At 35.7% G+C, this 14,578-nt stretch carries 10 protein-coding genes; 4 read left to right on the top strand and 6 right to left on the bottom strand.

All coding sequences use genetic code 11. The annotated features are described in order from the left end of the window. Positions 1-13: 13 nt before the first annotated feature. Positions 14-802, bottom strand: a complete 789-nt coding sequence (locus NBE98_RS14430; RefSeq protein WP_250815695.1) for an electron transfer flavoprotein subunit beta/FixA family protein — start codon at positions 800-802, stop codon at positions 14-16. Between the two features lie 19 nt (positions 803-821). Further along, positions 822-1,961, bottom strand: a complete 1,140-nt coding sequence (locus NBE98_RS14425) for an acyl-CoA dehydrogenase (protein WP_250815694.1) — start codon at positions 1,959-1,961, stop codon at positions 822-824. Between the two features lie 235 nt (positions 1,962-2,196). On the opposite strand from NBE98_RS14425, the gene NBE98_RS14420 reads away from it, so the two are divergent. Then, positions 2,197-2,976 (top strand): alpha/beta hydrolase, encoded by a 780-nt coding sequence (locus NBE98_RS14420; protein ID WP_250815693.1) that lies wholly within the window; start codon positions 2,197-2,199, stop codon positions 2,974-2,976. A gap of 180 nt (positions 2,977-3,156) precedes the next feature. Here NBE98_RS14420 and NBE98_RS14415 read toward each other — a convergent pair whose 3' ends face one another. Next, the gene (locus NBE98_RS14415; RefSeq protein WP_250815692.1) at positions 3,157-4,122 is read right to left on the bottom strand and encodes an acetylxylan esterase; all 966 of its coding nucleotides are present in this window, start codon (positions 4,120-4,122) and stop codon (positions 3,157-3,159) included. An 805-nt stretch (positions 4,123-4,927) separates the two neighbouring features. On the opposite strand from NBE98_RS14415, the gene rocF reads away from it, so the two are divergent. The 3 genes from rocF (at position 4,928) to NBE98_RS14400 (ending at position 9,484) form a co-directional block, all read left to right on the top strand. Continuing rightward, positions 4,928-5,854, top strand: coding sequence for an arginase (rocF, locus tag NBE98_RS14410; protein ID WP_250815690.1), 927 nt, complete (start codon positions 4,928-4,930; stop codon positions 5,852-5,854). 322 nt (positions 5,855-6,176) lie between these two features. Next, on the top strand, positions 6,177-7,880 hold the full coding sequence (locus NBE98_RS14405) for a methyl-accepting chemotaxis protein (protein ID WP_250815689.1): 1,704 nt from the start codon (positions 6,177-6,179) through the stop codon (positions 7,878-7,880). A gap of 209 nt (positions 7,881-8,089) precedes the next feature. Next, positions 8,090-9,484, top strand: coding sequence for an aldehyde dehydrogenase (locus NBE98_RS14400; protein ID WP_250815688.1), 1,395 nt, complete (start codon positions 8,090-8,092; stop codon positions 9,482-9,484). Between the two features lie 56 nt (positions 9,485-9,540). On the opposite strand, the gene carB is transcribed toward NBE98_RS14400, so the two are convergent. The 3 genes from carB to pyrE all read right to left on the bottom strand — a co-directional run bounded on the left by carB (position 9,541) and on the right by pyrE (position 14,559). After that, positions 9,541-12,771 (bottom strand): carbamoyl-phosphate synthase large subunit, encoded by a 3,231-nt coding sequence (gene carB, locus NBE98_RS14395; RefSeq protein WP_250815687.1) that lies wholly within the window; start codon positions 12,769-12,771, stop codon positions 9,541-9,543. An 18-nt stretch (positions 12,772-12,789) separates the two neighbouring features. Further along, positions 12,790-13,833, bottom strand: coding sequence for a carbamoyl phosphate synthase small subunit (locus NBE98_RS14390; RefSeq protein ID WP_250815684.1), 1,044 nt, complete (start codon positions 13,831-13,833; stop codon positions 12,790-12,792). A gap of 159 nt (positions 13,834-13,992) precedes the next feature. Continuing rightward, a complete protein-coding gene (pyrE, locus tag NBE98_RS14385) occupies positions 13,993-14,559 on the bottom strand; it encodes an orotate phosphoribosyltransferase (protein WP_250815683.1) in 567 nt (188 codons plus the stop codon). Positions 14,560-14,578 lie beyond the last annotated feature (19 nt).

Here is a 14,578-nt window from a genome sequence, read left to right as displayed (position 1 = left end):
TTCTCTTCCCCCACTAAAGAACATATTTTTCTCTTAGCTTGCTTACTAACTCTTCAATAGTTTCTCTGTCAGCATTTTCATATATAATCCCCTTGCCCTTTTGTGAAGGAGTAAAGCTCTTCCACACATTTGTAGGAGAACCCTTTAATCCAATATTAACAACATCTATATCTATATCTTTAACAGACCAATATTCAACTGTCTTTTCGTTATAAGCCTCAAATATCTTTTTCACCCTCATGTATCTTGGTTTATTTAACTCTTTTACTGCGGTCAGAAGGCATGGAGTCTTAAGTGCTAAGATTTCATAACCATCCTCTAGAGCTCTTGTAACTAATAAGTTATCTTTCTCTATTTCAACTCTTTGCACATAGGTAGCCTGAGCAAGTCCAAGATGTTCAGCCAGCTGTGGCCCAACCTGTGCTGTATCGCCATCTATAGCTTGTCTTCCACATAATATTATATCAAAGTTTCCGAGTTTCTTAATTGCAGCTGCAAGGGTTCTTGAGGTAGCAAGAGTATCAGCACCCGCAAATGTTTTGTCAGACAGAAGTATTGCTCTGTCTGCTCCCATAGCTAAAGCCTCTATAAGTGCAACTTCAGCCTGAGGTGGCCCCATAGTCACAACGATTACATTTACATCATCATATTTATCCTTTATACTCAAGGCTTGCTCTAAAGCATTTTTATCATCCGGATTTATTATGCTTGGAACTCCCTCTCTAATAAGAGTCCCTGTTTTTTGATCTATCTTAACCTCGTTAGTATCTGGCACTTGCTTAATACATACTATAATCTTCATATAAATCACCCACCCATCATTATTTAAACAAGTTTGCGGCAATAACCATCTTTTGAACCTGTGAAGTTCCTTCATAAATCTCTGTAATTTTTGCGTCTCTCATCATTCTCTCTACTGGATAATCTTTTGTATAGCCATAACCTCCGTGAAGCTGAATAGCCATCGTAGTCACTTCCATAGCAGCCTCGGAAGCATAAAGTTTTGCCATGGCAGCCTCCTTTGAAAACGGGAGTTTATTTTGCTTTCTAAAGGCAGCATTATAAACCATCCACCTAGCAGCCTGAACCTTTACTTCCATATCTGCAGCCATCCACTGGAGCCCCTGGAAACTTGAAAGTGCATTCCCAAATTGTTTTCTTTCCTTCATATATTTGATACTCTCATCAAGTGCCCCCTGAGCAATTCCAAGTGCCTGAGCGGCAACACCTATTCTTCCCCCATCTAGAGTCTGCATTGCAATACCAAAGCCCTTTCCTTCCTGCCCTAAAAGATTTTCTTTTGGGACTCTGCAGTTTTCAAATATTAATTCTGTAGTGCTTGAGGCACGAATTCCTAATTTATTTTCTTTCTTCCCAATTTTAAAGCCAGGAAAATGCTTTTCTATAATAAAGGCTGAAATACCTCTTGTTCCCTTTGATTTATCAGTCATAGCAAAAACTATATAAATATCAGACTGCCCACCATTAGTTATAAAAACCTTGCTTCCGTTTAAAATGTAACAATCTTCTTTCAGTATCGCTATTGTCTGTTGAGATGAAGCATCCGTACCAGCATTAGGTTCAGTAAGCGCAAATGCTCCCAGCCACTCTCCCGAGGCGAGCTTTGGAAGATATTTTTTCTTTTGTTCTTCAGTGCCAAACTGATAAATTGGACTCATTCCTAGTGAAGTATGTGCTGAAAGTATTATTCCAGTAGATGCACACACTCTTGACAGCTCCTCAATTGTTAAAACATATGACAGGTAGTCCCCATTTGCTCCACCATATCCCTTTGGGAATGGTATTCCCATCATGTCACACTTTGCCATCTTCTCTACTGTTTCCCTTGGAAACCTTCCACTTTCATCAATCTCTGCCGCCAAAGGCTTCACTTCATTTTCAGCGAATTCTCTAGCAAGCTTCTTAACCATTTCTTGTTCCTTTGTCAGGTTGAAATTCATTAATAATCCCCCCAGTAATATAACAATTAAATTTTTATCTAGATTCCATATTCTGCATAGTCCTATTATACAGCTTTTGACCTCATATTCATCATTCTTAGAAAAAATATGCGAGTTGTACAATTATTATGTTAATTTTTTAACTATTTAACAAAAGCTTTACTTAAAAAGCTCTTGCAAAGTTTTATATATTGTATAAGAATTATATTAATTACAAAAATATGGAGGGATTAAATTGGCATTAATACATTGCGACTTTTTCTCAGAAGTCCTAGGAATATCAACTTCAATTTGTGTTATACTTCCGCAGGAAACGCGCTCTCAAATAGGTATGAGGGGCTCAGAGAAAAAAGAAAAATATCCAACTCTTTATCTGCTTCACGGTCTTTCTGATGATCACACCATTTGGCAAAGGAGAACTTCAATTGAAAGATATGTTTCTGACATAGGACTTGCAGTTGTAATGCCTAACGCAGGAAGAAGCTTTTACACAGACATGAAGCATGGCTATAAATACTTTACTTTTATAAGTGAGGAACTACCTGAGATAACTAAACAATTCTTTCCCCTTTCTGACAAAAGAGAAGATACCTTTGCAGCAGGGCTTTCAATGGGTGGTTATGGTGCCTTTAAACTTGCTTTAAGCTGTCCTGACAAATATGCTGCTGCAGCAAGTCTTTCTGGAGTAGTAGATATAGCAAGCAGAGTAAAGCGCGCTCAGCTTCAAGATACAGCAGAACTTGAAAGTATCTTCGGAAACTTAAATGCCGTAGAAAACAGCGAGAATGATCTGTTTTATCTTTCTAAAAAAGTACTAGCTTCAGATGTTCCTAAGCCAAAGCTTTATCAGTGTTGCGGCACAGAGGATTTTCTCTATGAAGATAACATAAACTTTAAAGGTTACATAGAAAAAACTAATTTTGATTATACCTATGAGGAAGGGCCAGGCATACATAATTGGAATTATTGGGATACTCAGATTCAGAAAGTTTTAAAGTGGCTTCCGATTAAGTAATAACCAAATTAATGAATTAATTTAAGATTTAAAATATTTTAAGACAGTATTGATATAGAGGGAAAGATGTATTGCAGGAGTCATTAGACTAAGACTTAATGATTTTAGCTTTCTCGCAAAGCAAACAACTTTCCAAAAGCCTCTTTCATTCTATATATCAACACTGTCTTAAAATATAACTTACTTAAACCTTGTCTTTAAAAAAGCAATTTTCTCTTCCTCTTGCTGGTTAAATCCACCGTGCCCAAACTCAGGATATACTCTTATCTCTTTATTTGTATTCATGTGATTGTAAGCGGCAAAAACAGTTGATGGCGGGCAAGTTACATCCTCTAGACCAACACTTGCAAGTACATCAGCTTTTATTTTTGTTCCTAAATTCATGCAGTCAAAATAACTCAAAGTCCTATATACCTGTTCTTCTGTTTTATGGAGGCTGTCATGAATTTTAAAATAATGATATATTTCTTTGTAAGGACTATCTAGATAAAGCTGTACAGATCTTTTAAAGTGACATAGGTATGGCACATCTGTTAGCACTATTTTCACCTTATCAGAAAGTGCTCCTGCAGCTATTGATAAAGCACCCCCCTGGCTGCTGCCGTGAACAGCAATTTTTTCCTCATCAATTTCTTCTCTGTTTGCAATAAAATCAACAGCTCTTACGCAATCCATATAAACGTATCTATAATAGTAATTATAGGGATTTAATATTCCATTAGTCATCCAGCCAGCTGCACCTCCATTATCATAGTGGTTGTGATCAGGGCTTTTCACGTTTTGTCCTCTAACATCAACAATGAGCACTCCATAACCCATAATAGAATACTTTAAAACGTCGCTTATCACATAGCTGTTCCAATTGTAGCCGTGAAAAAATACCACCGCTGGAACTTTATTTTCTTTGTCTGCATTCTTCGGGAGAACATATCTTGCATAAATTTTTGAGTTCTTAAAGCCATCGAAGTATACATCATATACATTTACTTGGCTAATTGGATAATTTCTCGGAACGACCTCTGCATTTATAGGCTGAGCTTTCGATTCCTTTAGTGTCGCCTCCCAAAACTCATTAAAGTCATTCTCTTTTGTAAGAGCAGGCTTGTATGCTTTTAGTTCCTCCAAAGGCATATCAAACAAATTCATAATATCACCTCATCATTAAATTATTCCCTTCTATTTTACACATTTATGCCGGTCGTTTACAATCTATAATTTTCTTTACAAAAACTTCAAGGCAGCGTTATCGATCCTATCCTGACGACCATAAGGGTTTGAAATGAATTTATGGGGAAGCTATCACCAAGAAGATTTATTAGAATGATGAACAATCCGAACTTGCCAATTGAGCATATGTATTTGCCTATTAGTTTAGTTGAAATAGCCTCTGTTATAGAAGTTAATAACCAGACTAAATGAAGCAGCCAATGTTAGTATATATGTAATTTTAATGTCCTAACAGATAAACATTTGTTTGGCATTTTTATTTTTATCAGTATAGTTTTTTTATTAAAAGCTTTTAAAAACCAGTTATAAAAAATTTATGTTTATGCAAAAATACTGTAAATTTATTAGTTTTACTATGGAAACCCTTAAGTCTGTTAACTTGTTTATATTTTCATCTCCATTATTACTTAAATCACAAAATGTAGTTATCTTTTGCGTATTGCATATTTATAAACACCTCTGTTTCTTTCAGTATTTTTCGCTAAAATTTCTTATAGACAACCCCCTGCATATGCTGTACAATAAATCTCGTTTATATGTTCTAAACCCCCATGCAACCGAGGGCTAAAAACATTTTGTATTTTATAAACATAAACAAATTTCAGCATTATTTAACTACAAAAGGCAGAGAGATTAATCATCAACCTGTGCTGGAGTAAAATACAAAAGGCATGAAGCATAACATGCTTCATGTACTGAATTAAAATTCAGAGGGGGAATATACATGGCAGTGCATTTAGTAGGTATGCCTATATTTTACGGATCAGATAGATTCGGAGCAAATTTTGGTCCAGACAAATTTAGAGAGATGGACATTTTATCAGCCCTAAAGGAGCTTGGTTATGACGTAAAGGATCTTGGAGACATCGAGGTTGCAGATGTATCAGAACAAGATAAGTACAAGTATCATGAAAAGATGAAGTATTACGATGCTATCATTGATGCTAATACCAGGCTTGCATTTAAAGTATATAGTTCCATAGCAAGAGGACACTTTCCTGTTACTCTAGGGGGAGACCACAGCCTTGGTATGGGAAGTATCGCAGGAGTAAGCAAACATGTTAAAAACCTTGGCGTTATTTGGATAGATGCTCACGGCGATATAAATACAGAGGAAACTACTTTTACAGGCAATGTACATGGAATGCCATTGGCAGCATCTATGGGTTTTGGTCCTGACAAGCTAGTTAATCTTTTTGAACATAGAGTAAAGGTTAAGGATGAAAATGTAGTTCTTATCGCAGCTAGAGATTTAGATGACGGCGAATTAGAACTAATTAGAAATTCTAACATCAAAGTCTTTACTATGGATATGGTAAAGGACCTTGGACTTGAAAGAGTTATTGAAGAGAGTATGGAGTATCTAAAGGAAAGAGTAGACGCTATTCACGTTAGCTTTGATATAGATTCTGTAGACTCAATTTATGTTCCCGGTACTGGAACTCCTGTTGGAGATGGACTGACTGCAGACCAGGCTAGACGACTTCTTCAAGCTTTTGCAGCTTCTGGAATGATGTCTTCACTTGACTTTGTTGAGTTAAATCCTGTGCTTGATAGGAACGATATTACAGCAGATATATGTAAGGAGCTTTTAGTAGGTTTCTTTGAAAGCTTAAATATTTCTGTTAAGGATCAATTAATGCTTGGATAATTTGCGGATGCCTCGATTAAGAGGCATCCTTTTGTATTTATATTATAAAATTTCGTATTTACTCAATTGCCTATTATAAGTTCTTAGTTTTTACCAACTATATCGCTTCGCACCATGTTCTCACTTTCAAAACTATACACAATACCTGTATTTATAAAAAATTGCAACTTATATGCGATTATTTTGGCGAGATTTTTCTGTAAATCAAAAATCTAACTTCTCTGTCCATCAAAATTCTGTATATTCATAATTAATTATGTAAATTTCATCAAATTTTATGCTACAATATAAGTGTACATACACATTAAAGGGGGCTAAAATTATGTTAAAATTACTTAAAAATCTAAAAATCTCTACCACCATACTTTTTATGAGTATCCTTTCGATTGTGTTTATGAGCATAATTGGGGCATTTGCTTTTATAAACCTTGGAACTATAAATAGTAACTTAACAAATATGTATAAAAACAATTTACAACCTATAGCAAAAATAGGGCAAATAAGAGGTGATTTCCTTAATATGAGGCTTGAAACTTTAACTGCGTTATCAGTTTACTCTTCAAGCCTTGACAGCAATATTACAAAATACATTTCTAGGACAGACTCTAGTATAAAAGGCTACCAAAGCGACACCTTAGACAACTATGAAACTAAAACCTTTGCTCAATTCACAGATTACTACAAGCAGTATCTTAATCATTGGAATCAAATCAAGGAGAAACTTGTAAAAGGTCAACCAGCTGATGAAACTGACCGTTCAACTTTGAATTCTATCGGTTCATTAGCAGAAGAAAAGCTTGCAATGATTAGAGATTATAATGAGAAACAGGCAGAAACAGTTAATATCTCAAGTAACTCTCTCTACACTAATACCTTTAAAGTTATGATATACATATTTGCTGCTTGCGTTCTTTTGTCATTTGGTACAAGCTTTTTTATCATAAGAGTCATAAAGAACTCCTCAAAGGAAATGATCCAAACCATGGAAATAGTTGCAGATGGAGATTTCACTTTAGAATTAGATACAGATAGAAAAGATGAATTTGGACTTATGCAAAAGTCTCTTTATAAAACTGTTAATAATATTTCAACTATGCTCAAAGCTATAAAAACCAAATCTCAAGCCATTGATTTTCAGTCTGAAGGCCTTTCTTCTATATCTGAAGAAATGTCCTCTTCTGCTGAAAATGTATCTGCTTCTATTACTCAAGTTGCTAGTGGTGCAAGCTCCCAAGCTCAGGAGTTAGTTAGTATTACTATGACGCTTAATGATTTTTCTGAAAAGCTTGAGGCAATGATTGGAGCAATCAAAAATATAGGAACTTATACTGAAGGAGTAAATTCAATAGCTATAGAGAGCAATGTAGATATGGAAACCTTAATTTCCTCAATTAGCAAAGTTAGTACTTCCTTTAAGGAATTTTCTACAACCATAGTTAAATTAAGTTCTGACATAGCTAAAATAAATGAGATAACAAACTTTATAAATGGTATATCAGAGCAAACAAATCTTTTAGCTTTAAACGCTGCTATAGAAGCAGCACGGGCTGGAGAGGCTGGAAGAGGTTTCTCTGTAGTTGCAGATGAAATAAGAAAGCTAGCTGAGCAAAGCAAAGTTTCAGCAGGAAACATAAATTCTTTAATTTCTGGAGTATCAAATAATTCTTCTGCAATGATAAAGACAACAGACGCAATGAATTTAGAATTAGATAATCAAGTTAATATTATTAATACCGCAATAGCTTCTTTTAAAAAGATATTAGTTTCTGTTAATTCAATAATTCCCCAAATAGATGAAGTAACCACCTCAGCTATGAGCATCAATTCAGCAAAAAATTCTATAATTGATAAAATCGAAGCTTCTTCTTCTATTGCACAGGAGGTTTCTTCAGCCTCTGAGGAAATAGCGGCTTCTTCTGAAACAATGAGCAGTTCTTCTAGTGAAGTAGCTGCTTCTGCTCAAGCACTAAGTAAAATGACAAGTGAAATGATGGAACAGGTAAGTAATTTCAAATTGAATAATTAAATTATAGGGGAGGAAAACTTTGTTTTCCTCCCCTACTTCAAATAATACATATAATTTCCTATCTATTGCTTTCATATATTTAATAACCTAAATAAGATGGCTATATTCCTTTATTGTTTTCTTACTGCTTATACATTTTCAAATTGAGTTTATAATATTATTATGATATTGTGATTTTACTGATATAAATTTCTTAAGGAGAATATAATATGGAACCTATAATTGATAAAGAAAAACTTATTGAAATGCTCAAGGAACATAAGTCTTACTTTCACACAGGAATAACAAAAGATATTAATTTTAGAATAAGACAGCTTAAAAAGCTTAAAATATCAATTCAAAAATTCGAAAAAGAAATTTTGGACGCCTTATATAAAGATCTTAGAAAAAGCGAATTTGAAGCCTACAGCACTGAAATTGGCTTTGTCTTGGACAGTATAAGCTATATGATTAAAAACCTCAAGAAGTGGTCAAAACCTGTCAGGGTTAAAACTCCTATCCATCAATGTCCTTCAAAAACTTATGTTATGTATGAGCCTTATGGAACTGTTTTAATAATAGGGCCTTTTAATTATCCCTTCCAGCTTGTTATTGAGCCTCTTATAGGCGCTATGGCTTCTGGAAACTGTGCCGTGCTTAAGCCCTCAGAAAGCACTCCAACAATTTCTGCTCTAATAAGGAGGCTTATTGAAGAAACCTTCGACAAAAATTATATAAGAGTTGTTGAAGGTGAAAAAGAAACAACCTCGGCATTAATAAATTCACCCTTTGATTATATATTTTTCACAGGAAGTGTGCCAGTTGGAAGAATTGTTATGGAGGCTGCGGCTAAAAACCTTGTACCTGTTACTCTTGAGCTTGGAGGAAAAAGTCCTACTATAGTAGATAAGACTGCTAACTTGGATATCGCAGCCAAAAGAATCATGTGGGGCAAGCTAATAAACACAGGACAAACCTGCATTGCACCAGATTATCTTTTAGTTCATAAAGATATCAAGGATTTATTTTTGTCTAAGCTTAAAATGACAATTGTTGATTTTTATGGTGCTGTTGCCTCTGATAGTAAAGATTACGGACGAATAGTAAATTCAAGACAATTTGACAGACTGGCTTCTATTATTGATAAAGATAAACCTAAAATTGTATATGGTGGCAGCTGCAATAGAAAGGACTTATACATTGAGCCAACACTCATAAACAATGCAACTTGGGAAGACGCGTCCATGAAGGATGAAATATTCGGGCCAATACTGCCAATCCTAGAATACAATGATTTACAAGAAGCGATAAACATAATAAACGAAAGACCTAAACCATTAGCTTTATATTTATTTACAGAGGACAGTGCTGTTGAACATAAGGTTCTAAACAGCGTATCTTTCGGCGGCGGCTGTGTGAACGATACAATTTCCCATGTTGCAAGTCCATATATGCCCTTTGGTGGTGTAGGAAACTCCGGCATAGGCGGTTATCATGGGGAAGAAAGCTTTAAAACCTTCTCTCACAGAAAGAGTATATTAAAAAAGAGTACTGCCTTTGATATGAATATAATCTACCCACCCTACAAAAACAAAGTAACCCTAGTTAGAAAGCTGCTAAAATAGGGTAAAAAAACCTCCTAACTTAGCCTGCTAAGTTAGGAGGTTTTTTTACCTTATTATTAATTGTAAGTTTTACCTTCTCCAATATCAAACACATCAGCTTTACATAAGCCTTCTGCTGAGCTCATCTCTTTGCTGACATACACAAGTGCCTTCATTGTATCTAAGGATGTTATAACTTGAATGTTTTTCTCTATGGCAGTTCTTCTTATGACAAAGCCATCTCTATGAGAATCATTGCCTTTCGTAGGGGTATTTATAACAATATCCACTTCTCTATTTTTAATAGCATCAAGTATATTAGGTTTCCCATCATTTATTTTTAAGACTTCATGCGCATTTAAGCCTGCTGCTTTCAAAACCTCAGCAGTTCCGCTGGTTGATATAAAACTATATCCCATCTCGCTAAGTTCCTTAGCTATTTCTAAAAATTCTTCCTTGTCGTGATTATTTACAGTTGCAAGTACTAAGCCCTTATCATTCTTAAGCTGCATTCCTGCTGCTATAAAGCCTTTGTACAGAGCTTCATATATATTTTTTCCTATACCTAGCACTTCACCAGTGGATTTCATTTCCGGTCCAAGTGAAACTTCCACCTTAGGAAGCTTTTGAGTTGAAAAAACAGGTACCTTCACAGCCACAATATCAGGCTCCTTGTAAATATCAGTTCCATAGCCTAAATTCTCAAGCTTTTCTCCAAGCATAACCTTTGTAGCAAGCTCTACTATAGGCACTCCGCTCACCTTGCTTATATACGGAACAGTTCTGCTGGCTCTTGGGTTAACTTCTATCACATAAAGCTTTTCCTGATATTCTATAAATTGAATATTAATCATACCTTTAATCCCAATTCCGATTGCCAGTTTTTTTGTGTATTCCAGTACCTTTTCTTTTATAGCCCGGGAAACATTCTGAGTCGGATACAAGGTTATACTGTCCCCTGAGTGAACTCCTGCTCTTTCCAAATGTTCCATGATTCCTGGAATTAAAACCTTCTCTCCGTCACATATAGCATCTACCTCTAGTTCTCTTCCCATAAGGTACTTGTCTATTAGCACCGGATTTTTCTTATCCTTTATAAAAGCATTCTTAAGATAATATTTAAGCTCTTCATCTCCATAAGTTATTTCCATGCCTTGTCCCCCAAGAACATAGGAAGGCCTTACAAGCACAGGATATCCCAATATTTCTGCTTCCTCTAATCCTGCCTCTATACTCCAAATCGCTTTCCCCTTTGGTCTTTCAATATTTAATTTCTCAAGAAGTTCATCAAATTTTTCTCTATTTTCAGCTGCATCAATTTGTTCAGAGGTTGTGCCTAAAATATATATATCCTTTTCTCTTAAGAACTTTGCCAGCTTTATAGCTGTCTGGCCGCCAAATTGAAGGATAACTCCAAAAGGCTTTTCCTTGTCTATAATATTCAGCACCTCTTCTTCAGTAAGAGGTTCAAAATAAAGCTTATCTGAAACATTAAAATCTGTACTAACTGTTTCTGGGTTATTATTTATTATTATGGTTTCAATCCCCATTTTTCTTAATGACTTAACCGCATGAACTGAAGCGTAGTCAAATTCAATCCCCTGTCCTATTCTTATTGGGCCTGAACCTATAACAATTACCTTTTTTCTGTCACTAACCTCTACCTCGTCATACATATCGTAGGTTGAATAATAATAAGGTGATAAGGCTTCAAACTCTCCCGCACATGTATCCACCATCTTATAAACCGGCGTTATATCCCACTTTGTCCTCAGCTTATATATTTCATCTGGACTTACCCTTAAAAGGTCTCCAATACCTTTGTCAGAAAATCCCTTAGCCTTTAGCTCATAAAGAAGCTCTCTTGATACATCCTTCAAGCTTATGTTCTTTAGAAATTCTTCCTTTTGAACAATATTTTTTATTTTTCTTACAAAGAAGCTATCTACCCCTGTTATCTGCGATATCATTTCTTCTCTGTAATTTCTTCTTATCATTTCAGCAAGTGCAAAAATTCTTTCATCATCCGGAGATACTACTCTGCTTTTTAGCTCCTCAAGGGTAAGTTTTTTCATTGCCTTATGTTCTAATGAATAAGTTCCAAGCTCTAAGGAGCGAATTCCCTTTAAAAAAGCCGCTTCAAAGCTGCTCCCTATAGCCATAACCTCTCCTGTAGCCATCATTTTTGTTCCAAGCTGTCTGTCTGCTCCCTGAAATTTGTCAAATGGCCATTTAGGAATTTTAACAACCACATAATCAAGTGTAGGCTCAAAGCAGGCAAAAGTCTTTTGAGTTACAGCATTCTTTATTTCATCAAGCCCATAGCCTAAAGCAATCTTTGCAGCAACCTTTGCTATTGGATATCCCGTTGCCTTTGAAGCAAGTGCCGAAGAGCGGCTTACCCTTGGATTTATCTCTATAACTCCGTAATCAAAGCTGTAAGGATTTAAAGCAAACTGCACATTGCAGCCTCCTTCTATCCCTATATGATTTATTATATCTATAGCAGCGCTTCTAAGCATTTGATACTCTGCATCTGAAAGGGTTTGGCTTGGTGCAACAACTATGCTGTCGCCAGTGTGTATTCCAACTGGATCTATATTTTCCATATTGCATACGGTAATGCAGTTTCCCTTGCTGTCTCGCATAACCTCATACTCAATTTCCTTCCAGCCTTTAACGCTTTTTTCAATAAGCACCTGGCCAATGGCGCTAAGCTGCAAACCTTGAGCCAAGATAACTTCAAGTTCCTCCTCATTTTCAGCTATTCCTCCGCCTGTTCCACCGAGTGTATAAGCAGGTCTAACAATAACAGGATAGCCTATTTTTCTGCTGAATTCTTTGCCGCTTTCAATATCTGTAATTATTTCGCTTTCGATGCAGGGCTGGTTTATTTTTTCCATCTCTGCTCTAAATAGTTCTCTGTCTTCACCTTTTTTAATTGCTTCAATGGAAGTTCCAATTACTCTTACCTTATACTTTTCAAGTATCCCTTTTTCATAAAGCTCTACTGCTAAATTAAGTCCTGTTTGACCTCCCATGCCAGCAATTATACTATCTGGTTTCTCTTTTTCAATTATTTTTTCTACAAATTCAACCGTTAAAGGCTCTATATAAATTTTATGGGCAGTTTCCTTATCTGTCATTATAGTTGCTGGATTGCTGTTAACTAGTACAACCTCTACTCCCTCTTCCTTAAGCGCCTCGCAAGCTTGTGTTCCTGAGTAATCGAACTCAGCCGCTTGTCCTATAATTATCGGTCCAGAACCTATTACTAAAACCTTTTTGATGTCATTATTTCTTGGCATATATATTCCTCCTTTTAGCTAAAGCTCTAGAAATTTATCAAATATATAATCCGCATCCTTAGGACCTGGACATGCTTCGGGGTGGTACTGCACGCTGAAGATTGGAAGTACTTTATGTCTCATTCCCTCTATAGTGTTATCATTCATGCTTATATGTGTTGCAGCAACCTGCTCTGGAAGCTCCTTAACATAATAGCCATGATTCTGTGAGGTTATATAAACTCTATCTGCTTCTAAATCCTTAACCGGGTGATTACAACCCCTGTGACCAAACTTTAATTTTGCTGTTTTACCTCCTAATGCTAAAGCTAGAAGCTGATGTCCTAAGCATATGCCGGCTATTGGCTTTTTTCCTATTAGCCTCTTAATATTTTCTATTATCTCTGTTAAGTCCTCCGGATCTCCCGGGCCATTGGATAAGAATATCTTATCCGGATTAACCTTTAATATTTCTTCATAGGAAGTATATGCTGGAAATACGGTTAAACTGCAGCCTCTCTTCTTAAAAGATTTTAATATGTTGCCTTTTATACCGAAATCTAAAACTGCTATATGCTGTCCATATCCATTTATCTTATAAATGCTTTTAGTAGTAACCTCTCTAACAGCCTTTGCATTGCTAAATTCTTTAAGCTTCCTGTTTACGTATGCTTCACTTAATTCCTCAGTGGTTATTATACCTTTCATAGTACCGCTGTTTCTTAGTACTTTTGTAAGAGCTCTTGTATCAATCCCCTCTAAAGCCATTATTTTATGGTTCTTCAAATAGTCATTAAGTTTAAGCTCGCATCTAAAGTTATTTGGATAATCACAGGCTTCTTTTACTATAAACCCTTTAACCTTGGGGGTGTCTGATTCCCCATCCTCAAGGTTTATTCCATAATTCCCAACTAGGGGATATGTCATCGTTACTATCTGCCCATAGTATGATGGATCTGTAAGTACCTGCTGATATCCTGCCATTCCCGTATTAAAAACTACTTCCCCAATAGTTTCTTCCAAATATCCAAAAGCTTTTCCCTCAAAAATCATTCCATTTTCTAATATAAGCTTTGCCTTCATCCTTCACACCTCGCAGCTTCTACATAAAGAGAAACGGTCTATAAGCTCTTTTTCAACCGTTTCTCGCAGCTATTCTTAAATTGTTATATTGTTATATTGTTAAATTTTTATATTGTTATATTGTTAAATTTTTATATTCCTAATTTCCGTTTCAGTTATTTATTTTAAGTTTCTGCTTCCAGGCTTTACGGCTGGCAGTCCTTCCTTACATAAAGGGCAGTTGTCTTTATCATAAGTTTCTATTTGCAGTTTCACTGAACTGTATAAAGGATATTGTATATCCCCATTAGTTCTATCTACTATAGAAGCTATTCCTACAACCTCTCCACCCAATGTCTTAATTAATTCTGCAACCTCCATAGATGACTTTGCAGTAGTAACTACATCCTCTGTAATAAGCACCTTTTGTCCTGGTAAAACCTCAAAGCCTCTTCTAAGCGTCATCTGCCCATTTTCTCTTTCAGTAAATATTGCTGGTTTGCTAAGCTGTCTTCCAAGCTCATAGGCAACTATCACTCCACCCATAGCAGGTCCCACAACTAAATCAAAATCTATGTTCTTTACCTTCTCGCTAACAACCCTTAATACCTCTTCAGCCTTATCAGCATGCATCATGAGCTTAGCACACTGACAATATCTATTGCTATGCTTTCCTGATGACAAAAGAAAATGTCCTTCAAGCAGCGCTCCAACTTCACTTAATATAGTTAAAACTTTATTTTCCATAATTAACACTCCTCTTTAA

The organism is Clostridium swellfunianum, from assembly GCF_023656515.1.
In the GTDB taxonomy this organism is placed as follows: domain Bacteria; phylum Bacillota; class Clostridia; order Clostridiales; family Clostridiaceae; genus Clostridium_AT; species Clostridium_AT swellfunianum.
This window is presented reverse-complemented; position numbering and strand designations above follow the sequence as displayed.

Bases quoted from the DNA above. Each gene is read 5' to 3' on its own strand.
- NBE98_RS14430 (WP_250815695.1), bottom strand. From the start codon at position 802: ATGAAGATTATAGTATGTATTAAGCAAGTGCCAGATACTAACGAGGTT.
- NBE98_RS14425 (WP_250815694.1), bottom strand. From the start codon at position 1,961: ATGAATTTCAACCTGACAAAGGAACAAGAAATGGTTAAGAAGCTTGCT.
- NBE98_RS14415 (WP_250815692.1), bottom strand. From the start codon at position 4,122: ATGAATTTGTTTGATATGCCTTTGGAGGAACTAAAAGCATACAAGCCT.
- rocF (WP_250815690.1), top strand. From the start codon at position 4,928: ATGGCAGTGCATTTAGTAGGTATGCCTATATTTTACGGATCAGATAGA.
- NBE98_RS14405 (WP_250815689.1), top strand. From the start codon at position 6,177: ATGTTAAAATTACTTAAAAATCTAAAAATCTCTACCACCATACTTTTT.
- NBE98_RS14400 (WP_250815688.1), top strand. From the start codon at position 8,090: ATGGAACCTATAATTGATAAAGAAAAACTTATTGAAATGCTCAAGGAA.
- carB (WP_250815687.1), bottom strand. From the start codon at position 12,771: ATGCCAAGAAATAATGACATCAAAAAGGTTTTAGTAATAGGTTCTGGA.
- NBE98_RS14390 (WP_250815684.1), bottom strand. From the start codon at position 13,833: ATGAAGGCAAAGCTTATATTAGAAAATGGAATGATTTTTGAGGGAAAA.
- pyrE (WP_250815683.1), bottom strand. From the start codon at position 14,559: ATGGAAAATAAAGTTTTAACTATATTAAGTGAAGTTGGAGCGCTGCTT.